The organism is Bradyrhizobium sp. USDA 4354, from assembly GCF_054060315.1.
This window is the reverse complement of record NZ_JBSSDC010000001.1, coordinates 4,830,839-4,848,535: the sequence shown is the minus strand read 5'-3', so window position 1 is coordinate 4,848,535 and position 17,697 is coordinate 4,830,839. Positions and strand designations below refer to the sequence as shown.

The window sequence follows — 17,697 nt, the reverse complement described above, 5'->3', positions numbered from 1 at the left end:
ACGTTCAGGGATTGGGCGTCGGCCGCGCCGGCAATGATTTCACGAAGGCGGCAATCGCCTGGCGGTCGCTCTCGGGCAGCATCGCCGTGTTGGTGACGACGCCGGCCATGGACGACCCGACCCGGCCGTGATTTGGCGTGATCCCCGTTTTCAGCATCGCCGCCAATTGCGCTTCCGACCAGTCGCCGAGGCGCGCGGCCGTGATGTTGGGATAGAAACCGGTACCGACGGGGTCCTGTCCGCCAGCATAGCGTGTACTCGCCTTGATGCCGCCGAAGATGTCGCGGGAGGAATGGCACTCCGCGCAATGGGCCAGCGCCTCACTGAGATAGCGACCGCGATTCCATTTTTCGTCATGCGCCGGATCCGGTGCGATCGGGCCCGGCTTGAAGTACAGCATCTTCCAGACCCCGACGAAGCGGCGAATGCCGAATACCGGATTGAGCTCATGGTCCGGCGGACGTCCCTTCACCGCCGGCAGCGTCCGCAAATAAGCCATCAAGTCTCGCACGTCCTCAGGACGCATATGCGTGAAGCTCGCGTAGGGAAAGACCGGATAATAGTGGCTTCCGTCCGGAGACACGCCGCGCAGCAGCGCATTGGCGAGATTCTGGGCGGTCCAGTTCCCGATGCCGTCGACTCGGTCCGTCGAAATGTTGGGCGCGCGAAAAGTCCCGTAAGGGGACGCCAGGGCGAGTCCACCACCAAGGCGCAGACGATCGGACTGGCCCGGCGATGCATGGCAGGAGGCGCAATCGCCAGCCGCAAACACGAGCTTGCCGTGCTCGACGTCGCCAGCCGTGTCAGACACGGCCTCCGTCTTGCTCGAACCGAAGCGCTCCGGCGCGGTGATGAACCATACCCCCGCAGCGACTGCGCACGCGACGAGGATTGCCGACAGCAGCCAGAAGCGCCCGCGCATCCGCTTTCCGTTTCCTCCACCGGACCACCCGTCCAGTAACGGACACGAACCTTGGCTGTTCCTGCTCGGCAGATGCCGCTGCGCCCAGATCAATAGGAACAATGAACAATACGACACGTCTTTATCCGGGCGCTTCGCTGCACCGGAGCAAACGTATCAAAGGTTAATGCCTCTTGCCGTCCTTCTCGGTCAAAGTCGGACCCGGGCGGCTGGTCATCGGACATCACATGCAGGCAGGATTTGCTTTCTCGAAACTCGCCGATCGCCTGACGAGCCTTGTCGAATTGACCGCCGACGATCTCGATCTGCTTGCGGATATGCCGAGCAGCATTGCGCATTTTGGCGCCCATCAGACCATCCTGCGACACGGCGATGAGGCCACGCAATGCTCCCTGCTGCTCCAGGGGTATCTGTCCTGGCAGAATCACGAAAGCGCAGATGGCCAGATCACCGCGATCTGCGTCCCCGGCGACATCGCCAATCTGTACACCCTCCATCGCCCGCGCATCGACGGCAATCTGGTCGCGCTCGGCCCCGCCATCGTCGCGCTCGTGCCACACCGCTTCTTTCGCGAAGTCGCGGCGCGTTCGCCGGCGATGTCACATGCGATGCTGTTGATGCTGCTTGCCGACCATGCCATCCAGCGCAATTGGACGGTGAATCTCGGCAGCCGGGACGCATTGACGCGCGTGGCACATCTGCTCTGCGAGATCACCGTTCGGCTGCAAATCGTCGGGCTCGCCAAGGATTTCAGATTGTCCTCGCCCTTCACCCAGTCCGACCTTGCTGCGGCCTGTAGCATTTCCCCGGTCCATGCCAACCGCACCATCCAGGAGCTGCGCCGCTGCAATCTGCTACAATGGCAAGGCAAGACCTTGGCGATCACGGACTGGCCGGGCCTGGTCCGGCTCGCCGGCTTCGACCCGGCCTATCTGAGCATTCGATCCGGCGCGAACGATGCGCGGCCACCATACGCAAAGTTGGCGACAGCCGGTGTCGCGGTCGCTTGACACGCGTCGAGGGCGCCAGAGGCGCGTTGCGCGCCTTGGAAATTGCGGATCGTATCCCGCTTCGCAACCTACTCCCGCCAGAACTCGGCCAGCTCGTCCGCCGTCACCAGATCGACCTGGCCGTGGAAGCGGGTGCGATACATCGTCATGAGCGCATCGTGCCCGACATCGGACGAACTGCACAGCGCGTCCTCGACGATGACGACCCTGAAGCCGAGATCGACGGCGCTCAGGACCGTCGAGAGCACGCAGACGTCCGTCTCTGCGCCTGATACCACGACGGTACCGACGTTCTTTTCGACCAGCAGGCTCGCGAGGGCGGGATTGCTGAACGCGGAGTAGGCCGGCTTGTCGATGACGGCAGCCGGCGGAACGAACTTGGTCAGCGCGGGCACGAGCTCGAGTGCGGATGGCGGCAGATGCCTGCGCGTGGCCTGGCTCCAGCGATGAAAATAGCTCCGCCACTGGCCGGGACGATCTTCCGGATCCTGCGGCGTGATGAAGCGCGTGAAGATGGTTCTAGCTTGGTGGCGCGAAACGATCGAGACGATCGCCGGCAGTACCCGTTCCATCCACGGCGTCGTCCACAGACCACCGGGGGCGAAAATGTTCTGCATGTCAATGCAGAGGTGAACGGCCTCCCTGATGTCGGCCACGTCCGACGTGCTGTCCCTCATCGTCCTCCACCCTCAAGCGCATTCGGCGATCAAATGCGAATGCGAATGCGAAGGCTTTGGTTCCGAACCACTGCGGTGCAGAGGCGGACTTGGAACTCGCTACGCGCGGTCACGCCGGCGTTCGCTGGAGACCTTTCTCCTAAGCGCCCGCGGCCGGCGCCACGTCGAGGCGAACTGCTATCCCATTCAGCTCCGGGCTTGGCGCCGGGTAGAGGTTCATGACGAGCGGATCATGACCGGGAACGATATGGTCCGCGTCAGGCGCCGCGGCGCGCAGCCTGTCGAAGCCAACCAGCATGTCGCCGACGTGAAACGCCGTCGTGAACGGACGCTCGCTGGTCATGTTCTCGTAGAAATGGCTGACGTCGGAGGCGAGCACGACGGGGCCGCGGCGTGTGTTGACGCGGACGAATTGAAGACCGGCTGAGTGGCCGCCGGCCGCATGGACCGTCAGCCCGGGCGCGATCTCGGCGTCGCCATCGTAGAACAGCACGCGGCGTGCGTAGTTCAGCCGTACGATCCCGCAGATATCCTCGACCTCGAACGAATGCGACAGCCTCGGATAATGCATGTAGCGACCGGTGGCATAGGCGAGCTCGCGCTCCTGGAGGTGAAACCGCGCATTCGGAAACCGGTCGAAATTGCCGGCATGGTCGTAGTGCAGATGCGTGAGAATCACATCCTCGACGTCGGCCGGGTCGATATCGAATGCGCGCAGCGTCTCCACCGGGCAGCGCAGGAACGTCCGCCTGCGCTGCTTCGCGATCTCGGCGTTGAACCCGGTGTCGATGACGAAGATGCGCCCGCCTCCCCTCGCCAGCCACATGAAATAGTCCATCGGCATCGGCCCGTCATGCGGGTCGCCGCCGATGAAGTGCTCGCTCCGCCGGGCCTCCCGTGTTGCGTAGCGGATGGCGAAGAGCTCGTATTCCGGGTCAGCCATGGAGCTCTCCAATCAAGCGGCGGGCCTTCAGGACCCCGCGTCGACCTCGTTGAAGGCCTCGCGCGCGTTGCGGAAGGCGTCGATGCCGGCGGGAACGCCGCAATAGACGGCGACCTGGAGCAGGATCTCCTTAATCTCCTCCTTGGTCAGGCCGTTCTTCAGGGCGCCTTTGACGTGCAGCTTCAGCTCGTGCGGCCGGTTCAGTGCACCAAGCATCGCGAGATTGACGATCGAACGCGTGCGCCGGTCGACGCCGGGCCGGGTCCACAGAGCACCCCAGCAGAACTCGGTCGACCATTCCGCCATCGTGCGCGTGAACTCGTCGGCGCCTGCGATCGACTTGTTGACGTAGTCCTCGCCGAGCACTTCCTTGCGGACTTTGAGGCCCTTCTCGAACAGTTCAGTCTTGCTCATGGTCGTCCTTTCCGGTCTTGAGAGATCCTAGTGAGGGTTGGAAGCTGTGTGGCGCGACGCCGATGGCGGCCGCAGCGATTGCAGGAGATTGGCGACGTCATCCGTCGCGTCGAGCCGCCAGATCGCGTCGATGACACGTTCCGCGTCCCAGTCGCTGCGACCGCTCCGCACGCCGTCGCGCAGCTTGGCCTCGATGTCGCGATCTTCGAGCGGCGCAGCCTGGCTGCCGCGCGGTGAGATGACGGTCTCGGTGAGAACCTCACCGGACAAAAGACGCAAGGTGACGCGCGCGGCACCATCGGGCATCTCGCTGTCCAGCTCCGCCCTCACCTTCTGCCGGAATAGCGCGATATCGCGCCGGACCACTGTCTCTCGGGCGAACTCGGCGACTCCGGCCGTGCCGAGCAGCAGTCCGCAGGCCACGCAATGATGGATACTGACGCGCGCATCGCGCTGGTTGTTGACGGGGCGATCGCCGCGGGCGAGCAGCAGCGCCGAGCCCTGCACGATCACCGACTCGATCTGGTCAATCCGTCCAGCGATCCGTTCCCGCAGCAGGAGGCAGGCGTCGATAACCGCGTGAAAGACGATTCCTGCGGGATAGGGTTTGTAGGTATTCTTCGCGATCTCCCAGCTCTTGCCGAGACCATCGAACAGCTGCGACTGATCGAGTTCATCTCCCATGGTCCGGGCCCAGCCGAGAGCACCTTCGATCGCGCGGGGGGCCGCCTCGTAGCCCTGCTGCGCAAGCAGCGCTGCAAACAAGCCATTGCGCGCAGCGTTGCCCACGCTGACATTCTTGGCGGCGCTGGGCAGGTTTTCGACATTGCCGGCCGACTGGCTCGCCGCAATTCCGATCGCATTGGCAATCCCCTCCGCCGGCAGGCCCAGCAGCCTCGCGCTTGCGGCCGCCGCGCCGAATATTCCGCAGGTCGAGGTGATGTGCCAGCCGCGCGCGTAATGACCTGGCGAGACCGCATTGCCGATCCGGCACTCCACGTCGACACCGAGGATGAAGGCCGTCAGCACCTCGCGTCCCGACATCCTGCGCGTCTCCGCAAGCGCCAGGACGGGAGCTGCAACCGGTGCTGCCGGATGAATGATCGTGTCGGGATGGGTGTCGTCGAAGTCGAGCAGATTCGCCGAGATGGCGTTGAGAAACGAGGCGCACAACGCATCCATTCGCTCGGGATGGCCGATGACCGTCGCTGTCGCGGCGCCGCTGAACGGAGACAAGGTCCGCATCGCGGCCTCGACCACCGGATCGCGTGCCGAACCCAGCGCCGTCGCGAAGAAATTGAGAATCGAGCGCCGCGCCTCACGGCTCTGCGCCTCCACGTCGGCCCATGACGAGGCAGCGACGAAATCGGCGAGCGTCTTGCTCACACTCGGAATCGGATCTTGCGGCACGCGCGACGTCTTCCTCGTTTTCTTTCGACCTTATGCCGATCCGCGGCAAACTGTCGACCCAAATGTTATGCTTGACAGCTTGTCTGACAATCATAACAATCCGGCCCGCTGGCGCCGGATCCCGTCGCCGCAACGACGGCGGTCGGCACGGCCGGCGGGCGAAAGAACAACGACAAGATCAAGAAGGCGCACCCGTCACGGGACCGCGCGACAGGGAGTGAACGATGGCGGGAGAAACGCTCGGCGTGATCGGCACGGGCCGCATGGGCGGCCCCATGGCGGGACGATTGATGGACGCGGGCTATTCGCTCGTCGTCTTTGACACGCAGGCCGAGGCAACCCAGCCGCTGGTCAAGCGCGGCGCGCTGCTCGGCAAATCGCCGGCCGAGGTCGCGTCGCGCGCCGACATCGTGCTTGCCAGCCTGCCGACCCCCGACATCGTCAAGACCGTCACGCTCGGCCAGGACGGCATCAGCAGCGGCAGCCGTGCCAAGATCGTCATCGATCTGTCGACTTCTGGGCCCGGCGCGGCGAAGCTCGTTGCGGAAGGCCTGAAAGCCAAGGGAATGACGCTGGTCGATGCGCCCGTGAGCGGCGGCATCAAGGGCGCCGTCAACGGTACGCTGGCCGTGATGGTGTCGTGTCCGCAGATGATCTTTGAGACCGTGCAGCCGATCCTGAAGAACTTTGGCAAGCTGTTCTACACCGGCGACAAGCCCGGCGTGGCGCAAACCGCCAAGCTCGCCAACAATCTGATGGCGGCGGCGGCCCTGGTGATCACGTCGGAAGCCGTCGCGATGGGCGTCAAGGGCGGCGTCAACGCCAAGGTGCTGATCGACATCATCAACGCCAGCAGCGGCCGCAACAGCGCCTCCGAGGACAAATTCCCCCGCGCGGTGCTGCCCGGCACTTTCGATTTCGGCTTCACCACCGGTCTTTCCTACAAGGACGTCCGCCTGTGCGTGGACGAAGCCGAGGCCATGGGCGTGCCGATGGTCTGCGGCGCGGTCGTGCGGCAGATGCTCGCGATCACCAATGCCAAGTACGGCGCTTCGTCCGATTTCACCTCGATCGCCAAGGTGCTCGAGGAGTGGGCCGGCGTCGAGATGCGGGGCTGATTGCGCACACCTTCAGGGAGAACGCTCCGCGATGAAGATCGGCCCGACCGTTTCAGGCAAAATATCGCTCGCACGCCAGATGGCGCGGAGCGTGCTTGCGCTGGACCTCGGAGAGTTCGGGCCGGAGGTCGTGGCCAAGTCAAAGCTCTGCCTGCTCGACTTTCTCTCCTGCGCGTTCGAGGCGGGCCAGCATCCCTGGAGCCGCCAGGCGGTTGCGATCGCGCAAGGAGGCGGCAGCGCAACGATCATCGGCACGTCGCAACTCTCGTCCCCTGCCGACGCGGCCTTCGCCAATGCCGTCATGGGACATGGTCTCGTGCGCGAAGACATGCATGCCGCGAGCATCGCACACCACGGCGTCGTGATCTGGCCTGCCCTGCTCGCGCTGTCGGAACAAACGCCGCTGCACGGCGCCAGGCTGCTCGCGGCCGCCATCATCGGCTATGAGACCGGCGCGCGGATCGGCCGCGCGCTGATGACCTCGGATCTCGCTCGCCTCTACCGCCCGACCGGCCTCGTGGCCCCTCTGGGCGCCGCGCTCGCGGGAAGTTTTTCGCTCGGCCTGTCCGAGGACCAGGCGACCAGTGCCATCGCGATCGCGGCCAATACGTCCAGCGGTCTCAACGAGTGGCCGCATGCCGGCGGCTCGGACATGTATTTTCACCCGGGTTTTGCCGCCAGCAATGCGATCAAGGCGGTTGGCCTTGCCGCAGCGGGCGCGTTCGGTTCGGAGACGATCCTCGAAGGCGAGGCTGGTCTGTTCGCCGCCTATCGCCGCCAGGCCGCGCCCGACAGCATCGCTCTCTTCCCGAACGGCGAATGCGAAATCATGGCCGTCTACAACAAGCCGGTTCCCGCCTGCAATTTCGCACAGACCGCGGCACAGGCCGCGCTTCGCGTCTCGCACGAGCTTGCCGGCGCCGACGAAATCGATCGCGTTGTCATCTGCGCGCCAGATGCCGCCGTTCGCTATCCCGGTTGCGATTCAAGAGGGCCCTATCGCAACGCACTCCAGGCCAAGATGAGCATTCCCTTCAGCGTCGCCGCGACCCTGGTGCGGGGTGAGATCGAGGACGAGAACTACGCGGAACTCGATGACGCCGACATCGTCCGCCTGGTTGCGGTCACCGACCTCAAGGCAGACCCCGGCTTCACCGCCGCCTTCCCCGGAAAGCAGGGCGCGGATGTGACCGTGCACCTGCGCGACGGCCGGACCATCCGGCACGCCTTGCCCGACGTCATCGCCGCAACGCCTTCAGACATTCGCGCACGCTTCCGCAGCTCCGCTAGTCGCGTGCTCGGCGAGGACCGCGCACATCGGCTCGAGCATTTCATCGATGACTGCGAACAGCTCGACGATGCCGGAATCATCGCCGCGCAGTGCCGCCTGGACATAACGGAACGGACTTTACGATCGGCATCATAAGAAGTGCCGGAGAGTATGGGGGAAACATGGTCGACTTGGAGACCAACGTAGCATCGTCAGCAGCCGGTGCAGGCGCTGCGCGGAGGCGGAGCTGATGGAAGGATTCCTGCAAGCACTGGCCGCGGGCCTTCTGATCGGCGCCGTCTACGGCCTGATGTGTGTCGGGCTCGGCCTGATCTTCGGCGTCATGCGGGTGATCAACTTCGCCCATGGCGACTTCATGATGCTCGGCATGTACACCGCCTTCTATCTCTTCACCGCCGCCGGCGTGCAGGCGGTGTTTGGCAATACGGTCGGACCCTTCGTCGCCATCCTCCTGGCCGGGCCCGTGCTCGCCGTGTTCGGCTATTTCGTTCATCGGACGCTGATTTCGCACGTGTCAGGGACGCGCACCGCCTCGCTCGAAGGCGAAGGCCACTACGCCCAGCTCATTCTCACGCTCGGCATCGCGCTGATCCTGCAAAACGGCGGCCTGATCGTGTTCGGCTCCGTGCTGGCCTCGATCCGCACGCCGCTGTCGAGCTCGGCCTGGGAGCTCGGTCCCTTGTTCGACATGAGCATCTTCCTCAACAAGGCCCGCAGCATCGATATGATCGTTTCGCTGGTCATGATGATCCTGCTCTCGCTGCTGATCACGCGGACCCGGATCGGCAAGTCGCTCCGCGCCGCCGCGGACAACCCGACGGCCGCAACCTATATGGGCATCGACGTCGACCGCGCGCATCGCACCGCCTTCGCGCTCGGCTGCGGCATCACCGCGATTGCCGGCGGCCTGCTCGCCACCAACTATCCGTTCCACCCCTTCGTCGGCCTCGAATACGTCATCGTCATGTATGCCGGCGTCGTGCTCGGCGGCATGGGCAGCATCATCGGCGCCTTCTGGGGAGGCATGACGATCGGCCTCGTGCAGCAGATGTCGACGCTGATCCTGCCGACGCAATTGCAGAACGCCGCGATCTTCGCCGTCTTTCTCCTCATCATCTTCTTCCGCCCGCAAGGCTTCTTCGGGCGGATGGTGGAGAGGACGTGACCATGCTCCGGATGCGTTCCTTTCTGCCTCCCCTGCTCTTCACGCTCGCCTATGCCGCGCTCTCGCTCGGCGTGACCAACTCCTACTACCAGCTGATCCTGACGCTGGTGCCGGTGTGGGCGGTGTTCGGGCTATCCTGGAATCTGCTCAGCGGCTATACCGGCCTGATCTCGTTCGGCCACGCCGCGTTCTTCGGCATCGGCGCCTATGCGACCGCGCTCGGCCAGATCTATTTCAACATCTCTCCCTGGCTGCTGATCCCGGTCGCCGCCATGCTCGGCGGCATCGCCGGGCTGCTCATCGGATTTCCGACCTTCCGCCTCCAGGGCCACTACTTCGCCCTCGCGATGCTGGCCTACCCGCTCGCCATTCTCTACGTGTTCGAGTGGCTCGGCTTTCAGGAGGTGACGCTTCCGATCAAGCGCGATGCGCCGATCGCCTACATGCAGTTCGCCGATCCTCACGTTTACACGCTGCTGGGGCTCGCAATCATGCTTGCCACCATCGTGCTGACGCAAGTGATCGAGCGGTCCCGCTTCGGCATGGCGCTGCTCGCGATCAAGCAGAACGAGGCTGCGGCCGAGGCAGCCGGGATCAACACCCTGGCCTGGAAACTGCGCGCGATCACGCTGAGCGGAGCTATCGCCGCCGCCATCGGCGGCTTCTACGCGCAGGTGCTGCTCGTCGTAACGCCGCAATCGGTGTTCGGCATGCTGGTGTCGGCCCAGGCGCTGACGGTCGCGATGTTCGGCGGCGTCGGCACGGTCTGGGGACCGGTCATCGGCTCGGTGATCCTGATCCCGCTCGCCGAGATTCTGCACGCCGAGGCCGGCGCGCGCTTCCCCGGCATCCAGGGCGTGATCTTCGGCTTCGCCATCGTCTGCGTCATCCTGCTCGCCCCGGAAGGCCTGTTCTGGAAGTTACGCGATCTCCTGCGCAAGCGCCTCGTCCCCAAGGCGACTAGTGCTGCGGCCCCCGTGGCATCGGCCGCCAACGTCACGGCGCTGAAGCCCGCCTCACGACAGCGCGCCGCGACCGGCGAAGTCGTGCTGGAGGTGAAGAACCTCTCGCGCTCCTTCGGCGGCCTCAAGGCGGTGCAGGACGTCAGCTTCAAGTTGCACAGGAACGAAATCCTCGGCATCATCGGGCCCAACGGAGCCGGCAAGACCACGCTATTCAACCTCCTCAACGGCTTCCTGAAGCCGAGCCAGGGCGAGGTGCTGATCGACGGCCGCAACATGTCCGGCCGGCGGCCGCACACGATCTGCGAGGCGGGCATCGGCCGCACCTTCCAAGTCATGCGGCCGTTCCTGCGCATGTCGATCCTCGACAATGTCGTGGTGGGCGCCTATGTGCGCGCGCGATCCGACGAGGAGGCACGCAAGCTTGCCGCCGATGCGGTCGCCCGTGTCGGGCTCTCTGCGGTCGCCGACCGTGTCGCCGGCGAGCTTTCGACCAAGGAGCTGCGGCTGATGGAGCTTGCCCGCGCGATCGCCGGCCAGCCGCGCATCCTGCTGCTCGACGAGACGCTCGCCGGCCTCGGTCACGGCGAGGCGGACGAAGTCGTCGCCGTCATCCAGCAGCTCGCACGCGACGGCATGACCATCGCCATCATCGAGCACACGATGCAGGCCATGGTCCGCCTGGTCGACAGCTTTCTCGTGCTCGACCACGGCGCCGTCATCACCGAGGGCCTGCCCGAAGTCGTGACGCGCGACAGCCGCGTGATCGAGGCCTATCTCGGCAAGAAATGGGTGGGCCATGCTGCGAATTGAGCGATTGAGCGCGGGCTATTCGGCCAAGCCCGTCCTGAACGACGTCTCGATCGATGTCGGCGCGGGCCAGTTCGTTGCGATCGTCGGGCCCAACGGCGCCGGCAAGACCACGCTGTTCAAGACGATCTCCGGCATCGTGAAGCCGAGCGGCGGGGCAATCACGTTCGACGGCGTCGATCTCCTCGCGGTGCCGCCGCCACAGCGCGCCCATCTCGGCATCGCCCACGTCCCCGAGGGCCGCCAGGTCTTCCCGTCGCTGACCGTGATGGAAAATCTGGAAATGGGCGCGATGACCGAAAGCGGGCGCCGGGATTGGCCGGCCAATATCGAGCGGATCTTCGAATGGCTGCCGGTGCTGAAGGAGCGCCGCAATCAGTTCGCCGGCACGATGTCAGGCGGCCAGCAGCAAATGCTCGCGATCGGCCGCGGCCTCGCCTCCTCGCCAAAGCTCTTGATGCTGGACGAACCCTCGATGGGGCTCGCGCCGTCAACCGCGGACTTCATCTTCGAGCGCCTGATCGAGATCCGCCGTCAATCCGGGTTGACCATGCTGCTGGTCGAACAGCGCGTCGCAGAGGCGCTGGAATCCGCCGACCGCGGTTACGTCCTCGAGGCCGGACATGTCGTGCTCGAAGGCAACAACGCCACGCTGCGCGCCGACGATCGCGTGCGGAAGGCCTATCTCGGCATGTGACAAACCCAAGAACAATGATCAGGGAGTAAACAAAATGAACAAGGCATCGAATGGCAAGAGATCGGAAGGCTTGACGCGCCGGACCGTGCTGTCGGGCGCCGCCGCCGTTGGCCTTGCCGGCGTGGCACGCGCGCAAGCCCCGGGCGAGATCAAGGTCGGGTTGATCGTGCCGCTATCGGGCATCTACACCCGCCCCGGCCAGGTGATGAAGATGGGCGCCGAGATGGGCATCGAGCACATCAACGCGCAAGGCGGCATCAAGGCGCTCGGCGGCGCCAAGCTGAAGCTGGTCGTGATAGACTGCGGCGACACCACCGAGAAGGCCAAGAACGCGGCACAGCGCATGGTGGCGCAGGAGCCTGATCTGGTCGCCGCAACCGGCTCTTATCTCTCCTCCTTCACGCTCGCCGTCACCGAGGTGACCGAGCGCGCCGAACTGCCGGTGCTGACGCTGTCCTATTCGGACCTGCTGACCGACCGCGGCTTCAAATACATTTTCCAGACCGCCGCAACCGCGAGCCGTCAGTCAGAGCTCGGCCTGCCGACGCTGATGAAGCTCGCCGAGAATGCCTCAGGCAAGAAGCCGAAGACCGTGGCGATGCTGATGGACAACACCGCGACATCGGTTGCCACGGCCAAGGCGCTGAAGGAAAAGCTGTTCGCACAGGAAGGCCTCCAGTTCGTCGTCGAGGAGGTCTGGACCCCGCCGCTGTCGGACGCCACGCCGCTGATCCAGAAGGTCCGCTCAGCAAAACCCGACTTGCTGCTGTTCATGCCGAATGCGGTGTCGGACGCCAAGCTCGGGCTTGAGAAGATCAGCGAGTTCGGTCTCGGCCAGGGCAAGATCCCGACGGTGTCCTTCAGCATCACCATCGCCGAGCCGGACATGCTCCAGAGCGTGAACCCGGAGACCGTGCAGGGCATCATGACCATCGTCGCCAACTGGGGCTCGAAGGGCCACGAAGCCCTGATCGCCGAGCTCAAGACCAAATACAAGGAGCCCTGGATGACGCAGAACGTCATCTCGACCTATGGCGACATGTGGCTGATGAAGGAAGCGCTGGAGAAAGCCGGCAAGGCCGATCGCAATGCGGTCGCACAGGCCTTCCGCACCATGGATGCCGGTCCGTCGAAATACTATCCGGGCGGTCAGCTCAAATTCGACGAGAAGGGGCGCCGGATCGGCGCCGGCGTCGTCATCGTGCAATGGCAATCGGGCGTGCCAGTCACCGTTTATCCGCCCGAGCTCGCGCAGGCGCAGCCGTTCTGGCCGAAGAAATCATCATAGAGCCTCGCGCGATTTTTCAGGGAGGAGAATTGTCATGAGCAAGATCACGATCACCCGACGAACGCTGCTCGCCGGCGCCACCGGCACGCTGATCGCATCCCGCGCCTGGGCCCAGCAACCCTCGGAGGTCAAGGTCGGCCTGCTGGTGCCGATCTCCGGCATCTATGCCCGCCCGGGCACAGTGATGCGTCAGGGCGCCGAGATGGCGGTCGAGCACATCAACGCGCAGGGCGGCATCAAGGCGCTTGGCGGCGCCAAGCTGAAGCTCGTCGTGCTCGATTCCGGCGACACGACCGAGAAGGCCAAGAACGCGGCCCAGCGCATGGTGGCGCAGGAGAGCGATCTGGTCGCGGCGAGCGGAGCCTATCTGTCATCCTTCACGCTCGCGGTGACCGAGGTCACCGAGCGAGCCAACCTGCCCGTCCTCACCCTCTCCTACTCCGACCTGATCACGGATCGCGGCTTCAAATACGTGTTCCAGACCTCGGCGACGGCAGGGTCACAGGCCCGTCAGGCGTTGCCGCAGATCATCAAGCTGGCGGAGACGGCATCCGGCAAGCGGCCGAAGACGGTCGCGATCCTCACCGACAACACCGCGGCGTCCATCGCTTCCGCAAAGTCGATGCGCGAGGGGTTGCTGGCAGAGAACCAGCTGCAGCTGATCGTCGACGAGACGTTCACGCCGCCGCTGGCGGATGCGACGTCGCTGGTGCAGAAGATCCGCTCGGCAAAACCCGATCTGCTTTTCTTCCTGCCGACGGTCATCTCGGACGCAAAACTGCTGCTCGAGAAGATGAACGAATTCGGCCTCGGCCAGGGCAAGGTGCCGACTATTTCGTTCGGCATCGCCATCGCCGAACCGGACATGCTGCAGACCGTCAGCCCCGAACTGCTCCAGGGCGTCTTGACCTGCGTTGCGAGCTGGGGCGCCAAGGGCCACGAGGCGCTGATCGCTGAATTGAAGACGCGTTACAAGGAGCCGTGGATGACGCAGAATGCGATCTCCACCTATGGCGACATGTGGGTGATCAAGGACGCGCTGGAGAAGGCTGGCAAGGCCGACCGCGTCGCCGTCGGCGAAGCGCTGCGCACCATGGATGCCGGTCCCTCGAAATATTATCCGCTGGGCGAGATCAAGTTCGACGAGAAAGGCCGCCGCGTCGGCGCCGGCATGACCATCGTGCAGTGGCAATCCGGCGTGCCGGCGACGGTGTTCCCGCCCGAGCTCGCGCTGGCCAAACCGTTCTGGCCGAAGAGCTGATCCCGCCCGAACAGGAAACGGAGAACAACATGGACAAGGCGACCTATGACCGCGGTCTCGAAATCCGCAAAGCCGTGCTCGGCAACGAGTTCGTCGACAAGGCGATCGCATCCGCGGACGAGTTCAACCGCCCGATGCAGGACCTCACCACCGAGTATTGCTGGGGCTACGTCTGGGGGCGCGAGGGACTGGCGCGCAAGACGCGCAGCTTCCTCAACCTGGCAATGCTCTGCGCGCTCAACCGCCCGCATGAGCTGAAGACCCATGTCAGGGGCGCGCTCGCCAACGGCGCGACCCGCGAGGAGATCCGCGAGGTCTTCATGCAGGTCGCGATCTATTGCGGTGTGCCGGCGGGTGTCGATGCGTTCCGGAACGCGAAGGAAGTCTTCGCCGAGCTCGACAAGGCATAACGGAGCATTGCGGCGATGAAGGACAAATGGGCGCTCGTGACCGGTGCGGCGGCAGGCCTTGGCCTCGCCGTAGCAGAAGGCCTGGCCGGCGCGGGCGCCAACATTGTCCTCCACGACCTCGCGGCACCGAGACAAGCCGCGGATGATCTCCGCGCCCGCTTCGGCGTCGAGGCGATCGCGGCCGGCGTCGATCTGTCCCGTCGCGAGGCAATCGAGGCCATGATGGCGGACCTGCTCGGCCGCTGCGGCGCCATCGATATCCTCATCAACAACGCCGTCGTCAGGCATTTCTCGGCGATCGAACAATTCCCGCCCGAGAAATGGGACCAGGCACTGGCCGTCAACCTTTCGGCGCCGTTCCACCTGATCCGCCTTGCCCTGCCGGCGATGAAGCAACGCGGCTGGGGCCGGATTATCAACATGGGTTCGATCTATTCGAGCCGCGCGGTCGAGGACCGCATCGACTACGTCACCACCAAGACGGCAATTCTCGGCTTGACCCGCGCGGTGGCCATCGAGACCGCCCGCAGCGGCATCACCTGCAACACGCTCTGCCCCGGCACGCTGCCGACGCCGGCGATCCTGAACAAGATCGCCACGATGGCATCGAGCAGCAATCGTCCGGTCGACGACGTGACTCGCGAATATCTCGGCGAGCGCCAGCCGACGCAGCGCTTCATCGAAATGGACGCCGTCGCGGCCATGGTCGTCTTTCTCTGTGGTCCCGCCGCAAACGACATCACAGGAGCCAGCCTGCCGATCGACGGCGGCTGGTCCATTGCATGAGAACGATTGGAATGGGAGTGCTGCGATGACCGAGCAATCTGGCCAGACTGTCGTCCTGACGGGCGCCGCCGGCGGCATGGGACGCGCCATCACCAAAGCGCTGCTGGAAAGCGGCCGTCGCGTCGTGCTGGTCGATCGCGACGCCAAGGCACTTCAGGAGCTGGCGGCGACGGCGGGCAGCGCAGTGTTTCCGATCCAGCTCGACGTCAGCGATGCGCAGGCCGTGGATCGCCTGCCGGAGTCTATCCCAGCGCATTTCAACCCGGTCGACGTCCTCATCAACAACGCCGGCCACGACATCGGCGGGCGGACGCGTTTCGACGTCGGCTCCGCGGACGATTGGTCCAACATCATCCAGACCAATCTGATCGGCCTGATGCGCGTCACCCGCGCGCTCCTCCCCGATATGGTCCGGCGCAACGCCGGTCATGTCGTCAACATCAGCTCCATCAATGCAGTCCGTATTGTCCCTGATATGGCCGCCTACAGCACCAGCAAGGCGGGCGTGCACATGTTCACCGAGACCCTTCGGGGCGAGCTGGCAGAAACCGCGATCCGGGTGACCGAGCTCCAGCCCGGCCTGACCAGGACCAACATCATCCTGACCCGCTACCGCGGCGACAAGGAGAAGGAAAAGGACTATTTCGACCAGTTCAGGCTGGCGCTCGAGCCGGCCGATATCGCCCGTTCGATCGTCTTTGCCCTTGACCAGCCCGCCCATGTTCAAATTGCCGAAATGATGATTCTGCCTGTAAACCGGTATTGAATCATTCCAACCAAGGCCCCGGACATGGAAAGACGCCGCGAATTGCAGTCGACACTCCGCATCGATGACGTCCCGACCGTCCGGGCGATGGTGGCGCAAAAGCTGCGCGAGGCGATCATGTCCGGAACGCTGAAACCGGGCCAGCGTCTGGTGGAGCGCGAGCTCTGCGAGATGATGGGCGTCAGCCGCCCCTCGATCCGGGAAGCGCTGCGTGCCCTCGAGGCCGACGGACTGGTCAATACGGTCCCTCACCGCGGCCCCGTGGTGTCCACGATCAGCCTCGAGGAGGCCCGGCAGCTCTACGCGGCGCGAGCGGTGCTCGAAGGCTTCGCCGGCCGAGAGTGCGCCAGGCTTCACGACCCGGAAGTGGCACGCCGGATCGGGGAAGCCCTGACGCGGCTGAAGGCAGCTGCAGCCAGGCAGGACCTCGTCGGATGCCTGGAAGCCAAGACCGATTTCTACGCGGCGCTGATCGGTGGCTGCCGAAACGCGTTCATCGAGCGCATGCTCAAGCCGCTGCATGACCGGATCCAGCTGTTGCGGATCACCTCGATGTCGCAGCCGAAGCGGATCAACAAGAGCCTGCGCGAGGTCACAGCGATCTGGCGCGCGATCCAGAACGGCGATCCGGATCTCGCCGAGCGCTGCTGCGTCGACCACATCAATGCGGCTGCGGTGGCCGCGCTCGACATGATCGAAAAATCGTCGCCAGCCAAGGAGGCGGCGCCTTCCGACGACTAAAACAATGCCGCCAGGGAGTGTTCGATGACGTATCTCGTACGATCGCTGATCCTGCTTATCCTGCTCTATCCCTGCGGCGCGGCCATCGCGGACGACTATCCCTCACGCCCGGTCACGATCATCGTCCCCTTCTCCGCCGGTGGTCCTGGCGACGTGATCGCACGCATCCTCGGCAGCGCGATGAGCGCGACGCTGAAACAGTCCATCGTGATTGAAAATGTCGTCGGCGCCGGCGGCACGCTCGGCACAAACCGTGTCGCCAAGGCGGCCCCTGATGGCTACACGCTGCTCCTGATGCATGTCGGCCAGGCCACCGCCCCTGCCCTCTATGCCAAGCTGCCGTTCGATCCGGTCGGAGACTTCGCCATGATCGGTCTCGTCACCGACGTCCCGATGATCCTCGTGGCGCGGCCGAACTTTCCAGCCAAGGATCTCAACGAGCTCATCGCGCAGATCCGCAACGCCGGCGACAAGATCACCTTCGGCAATGTCGGGCTCGGCTCAGCCTCGCAGCTCTGCGGCCTGATGTTCATGAGCGCGACGGATACCAGGCTCACCCCCATCTATTACAAGGGCGGCGGCCCGGCACTGAACGACGTCATCGCCGGCCACATCGACGTCTATTGCGATCCCGCGACCGGACCGACGCCTTATATCCAGTCGAACACGATCAAAGGCTACGCGATCACCAGCAAGAAACGCGTGGCGACGCTGCCTGATGTGCCGACCTCGGCTGAAGCCGGCGTTCCCGCCTTCGATGTGACGACGTGGTACGGTCTCTACGCGCCGCGCCGGACGCCCAAGCCCGTCGTCGACCAGCTCGTGAGCGCGCTGCAGACGGCGCTGAAGGATCCCGCGCTGAGCAGCCGCTTTGCCGAACTCAGCATGGCTCCAGTGGAGCCTGAGCGCGCGACCCCGGAAGCCCTCGAAGCCTTTCTGAAAGCTGAAATCGGCAAATGGGGGCGGATCATCAAGGCGGCTGGAATCGAGCCGCAGTAGACGCCGGCCGCAAGAAGGCGACGAACG

The 17,697-nt window shown here is 64.6% G+C and carries 18 protein-coding genes; 13 read left to right on the top strand and 5 right to left on the bottom strand.

Annotated features, from left to right (window positions below; all coding sequences use genetic code 11):
- Positions 1 to 4: 4 nt before the first annotated feature.
- The gene (locus tag ACVIIV_RS22345; RefSeq protein WP_456746078.1) at positions 5 to 922 is read right to left on the bottom strand and encodes a c-type cytochrome; all 918 of its coding nucleotides are present in this window, start codon (positions 920 to 922) and stop codon (positions 5 to 7) included.
- 227 nt (positions 923 to 1,149) lie between these two features.
- On the opposite strand from ACVIIV_RS22345, the gene ACVIIV_RS22340 reads away from it, so the two are divergent.
- Positions 1,150 to 1,932, top strand: a complete 783-nt coding sequence (locus ACVIIV_RS22340; RefSeq protein WP_456746077.1) for a Crp/Fnr family transcriptional regulator — start codon at positions 1,150 to 1,152, stop codon at positions 1,930 to 1,932.
- A 68-nt stretch (positions 1,933 to 2,000) separates the two neighbouring features.
- Here ACVIIV_RS22340 and ACVIIV_RS22335 read toward each other — a convergent pair whose 3' ends face one another.
- The 4 genes from ACVIIV_RS22335 to ACVIIV_RS22320 form a co-directional block, all read right to left on the bottom strand.
- Entirely contained in the window at positions 2,001 to 2,609 is a 609-nt protein-coding gene (locus ACVIIV_RS22335; RefSeq protein ID WP_456746076.1) for a cysteine hydrolase family protein, read from the bottom strand.
- Between the two features lie 139 nt (positions 2,610 to 2,748).
- The gene (locus ACVIIV_RS22330) at positions 2,749 to 3,552 is read right to left on the bottom strand and encodes an N-acyl homoserine lactonase family protein (protein WP_456746075.1); all 804 of its coding nucleotides are present in this window, start codon (positions 3,550 to 3,552) and stop codon (positions 2,749 to 2,751) included.
- 27 nt (positions 3,553 to 3,579) lie between these two features.
- On the bottom strand, positions 3,580 to 3,966 hold the full coding sequence (locus ACVIIV_RS22325; protein ID WP_027575101.1) for a carboxymuconolactone decarboxylase family protein: 387 nt from the start codon (positions 3,964 to 3,966) through the stop codon (positions 3,580 to 3,582).
- A 27-nt stretch (positions 3,967 to 3,993) separates the two neighbouring features.
- Positions 3,994 to 5,352, bottom strand: a complete 1,359-nt coding sequence (locus tag ACVIIV_RS22320; RefSeq protein ID WP_456746074.1) for an MmgE/PrpD family protein — start codon at positions 5,350 to 5,352, stop codon at positions 3,994 to 3,996.
- Positions 5,353 to 5,600: 248 nt separating this feature from the next.
- On the opposite strand from ACVIIV_RS22320, the gene ACVIIV_RS22315 reads away from it, so the two are divergent.
- The 12 genes from ACVIIV_RS22315 to ACVIIV_RS22260 all read left to right on the top strand — a co-directional run bounded on the left by ACVIIV_RS22315 (position 5,601) and on the right by ACVIIV_RS22260 (position 17,670).
- Entirely contained in the window at positions 5,601 to 6,494 is an 894-nt protein-coding gene (locus tag ACVIIV_RS22315; RefSeq protein WP_456746073.1) for an NAD(P)-dependent oxidoreductase, read from the top strand.
- 31 nt (positions 6,495 to 6,525) lie between these two features.
- Positions 6,526 to 7,920: an MmgE/PrpD family protein gene (locus ACVIIV_RS22310; protein ID WP_456746072.1), complete on the top strand. Its 1,395-nt coding sequence runs from the start codon at positions 6,526 to 6,528 to the stop codon at positions 7,918 to 7,920.
- Between the two features lie 94 nt (positions 7,921 to 8,014).
- Positions 8,015 to 8,950, top strand: a complete 936-nt coding sequence (locus tag ACVIIV_RS22305) for a branched-chain amino acid ABC transporter permease (protein ID WP_456746071.1) — start codon at positions 8,015 to 8,017, stop codon at positions 8,948 to 8,950.
- Positions 8,951 to 8,952: 2 nt separating this feature from the next.
- Positions 8,953 to 10,725 (top strand): branched-chain amino acid ABC transporter ATP-binding protein/permease, encoded by a 1,773-nt coding sequence (locus ACVIIV_RS22300; RefSeq protein WP_456746070.1) that lies wholly within the window; start codon positions 8,953 to 8,955, stop codon positions 10,723 to 10,725.
- Entirely contained in the window at positions 10,712 to 11,419 is a 708-nt protein-coding gene (locus ACVIIV_RS22295) for an ABC transporter ATP-binding protein (RefSeq protein ID WP_456746069.1), read from the top strand. Before ACVIIV_RS22300 ends, ACVIIV_RS22295 begins: the two co-directional genes overlap by 14 nt.
- 34 nt (positions 11,420 to 11,453) lie before the next feature.
- Positions 11,454 to 12,707 carry an ABC transporter substrate-binding protein gene (locus ACVIIV_RS22290; RefSeq protein WP_456746068.1) on the top strand — a complete coding sequence of 418 codons (1,254 nt, stop codon included), beginning with the start codon at positions 11,454 to 11,456 and terminating at the stop codon, positions 12,705 to 12,707.
- Between the two features lie 34 nt (positions 12,708 to 12,741).
- Complete coding sequence (locus ACVIIV_RS22285) at positions 12,742 to 13,968, top strand: ABC transporter substrate-binding protein (RefSeq protein WP_456746067.1); 1,227 nt, start codon at positions 12,742 to 12,744, stop codon at positions 13,966 to 13,968.
- 29 nt (positions 13,969 to 13,997) lie between these two features.
- The gene (locus tag ACVIIV_RS22280) at positions 13,998 to 14,378 is read left to right on the top strand and encodes a carboxymuconolactone decarboxylase family protein (protein ID WP_456746066.1); all 381 of its coding nucleotides are present in this window, start codon (positions 13,998 to 14,000) and stop codon (positions 14,376 to 14,378) included.
- 15 nt (positions 14,379 to 14,393) lie between these two features.
- On the top strand, positions 14,394 to 15,164 hold the full coding sequence (locus ACVIIV_RS22275; protein ID WP_456746065.1) for an SDR family oxidoreductase: 771 nt from the start codon (positions 14,394 to 14,396) through the stop codon (positions 15,162 to 15,164).
- A gap of 25 nt (positions 15,165 to 15,189) precedes the next feature.
- The gene (locus tag ACVIIV_RS22270; protein ID WP_456746064.1) at positions 15,190 to 15,930 is read left to right on the top strand and encodes an SDR family oxidoreductase; all 741 of its coding nucleotides are present in this window, start codon (positions 15,190 to 15,192) and stop codon (positions 15,928 to 15,930) included.
- Between the two features lie 24 nt (positions 15,931 to 15,954).
- Positions 15,955 to 16,671, top strand: a complete 717-nt coding sequence (locus ACVIIV_RS22265; RefSeq protein ID WP_456746063.1) for a GntR family transcriptional regulator — start codon at positions 15,955 to 15,957, stop codon at positions 16,669 to 16,671.
- Positions 16,672 to 16,695: 24 nt separating this feature from the next.
- On the top strand, positions 16,696 to 17,670 hold the full coding sequence (locus tag ACVIIV_RS22260; protein ID WP_456746062.1) for a tripartite tricarboxylate transporter substrate-binding protein: 975 nt from the start codon (positions 16,696 to 16,698) through the stop codon (positions 17,668 to 17,670).
- Positions 17,671 to 17,697 lie beyond the last annotated feature (27 nt).

Excerpts from the sequence above, each read along its gene's own strand:
- ACVIIV_RS22305 (WP_456746071.1), top strand. The coding sequence starts at position 8,015 with ATGGAAGGATTCCTGCAAGCACTGGCCGCGGGCCTTCTGATCGGCGCC.
- ACVIIV_RS22325 (WP_027575101.1), bottom strand. The coding sequence starts at position 3,966 with ATGAGCAAGACTGAACTGTTCGAGAAGGGCCTCAAAGTCCGCAAGGAA.
- ACVIIV_RS22275 (WP_456746065.1), top strand. The coding sequence starts at position 14,394 with ATGAAGGACAAATGGGCGCTCGTGACCGGTGCGGCGGCAGGCCTTGGC.
- ACVIIV_RS22300 (WP_456746070.1), top strand. The coding sequence starts at position 8,953 with ATGCTCCGGATGCGTTCCTTTCTGCCTCCCCTGCTCTTCACGCTCGCC.
- ACVIIV_RS22315 (WP_456746073.1), top strand. The coding sequence starts at position 5,601 with ATGGCGGGAGAAACGCTCGGCGTGATCGGCACGGGCCGCATGGGCGGC.
- ACVIIV_RS22280 (WP_456746066.1), top strand. The coding sequence starts at position 13,998 with ATGGACAAGGCGACCTATGACCGCGGTCTCGAAATCCGCAAAGCCGTG.
- ACVIIV_RS22345 (WP_456746078.1), bottom strand. The coding sequence starts at position 922 with ATGCGCGGGCGCTTCTGGCTGCTGTCGGCAATCCTCGTCGCGTGCGCA.
- ACVIIV_RS22265 (WP_456746063.1), top strand. The coding sequence starts at position 15,955 with ATGGAAAGACGCCGCGAATTGCAGTCGACACTCCGCATCGATGACGTC.
- ACVIIV_RS22340 (WP_456746077.1), top strand. The coding sequence starts at position 1,150 with ATGCAGGCAGGATTTGCTTTCTCGAAACTCGCCGATCGCCTGACGAGC.
- ACVIIV_RS22330 (WP_456746075.1), bottom strand. The coding sequence starts at position 3,552 with ATGGCTGACCCGGAATACGAGCTCTTCGCCATCCGCTACGCAACACGG.
- ACVIIV_RS22285 (WP_456746067.1), top strand. The coding sequence starts at position 12,742 with ATGAGCAAGATCACGATCACCCGACGAACGCTGCTCGCCGGCGCCACC.
- ACVIIV_RS22290 (WP_456746068.1), top strand. The coding sequence starts at position 11,454 with ATGAACAAGGCATCGAATGGCAAGAGATCGGAAGGCTTGACGCGCCGG.
- ACVIIV_RS22335 (WP_456746076.1), bottom strand. The coding sequence starts at position 2,609 with ATGAGGGACAGCACGTCGGACGTGGCCGACATCAGGGAGGCCGTTCAC.
- ACVIIV_RS22310 (WP_456746072.1), top strand. The coding sequence starts at position 6,526 with ATGAAGATCGGCCCGACCGTTTCAGGCAAAATATCGCTCGCACGCCAG.
- ACVIIV_RS22270 (WP_456746064.1), top strand. The coding sequence starts at position 15,190 with ATGACCGAGCAATCTGGCCAGACTGTCGTCCTGACGGGCGCCGCCGGC.
- ACVIIV_RS22260 (WP_456746062.1), top strand. The coding sequence starts at position 16,696 with ATGACGTATCTCGTACGATCGCTGATCCTGCTTATCCTGCTCTATCCC.
- ACVIIV_RS22295 (WP_456746069.1), top strand. The coding sequence starts at position 10,712 with ATGCTGCGAATTGAGCGATTGAGCGCGGGCTATTCGGCCAAGCCCGTC.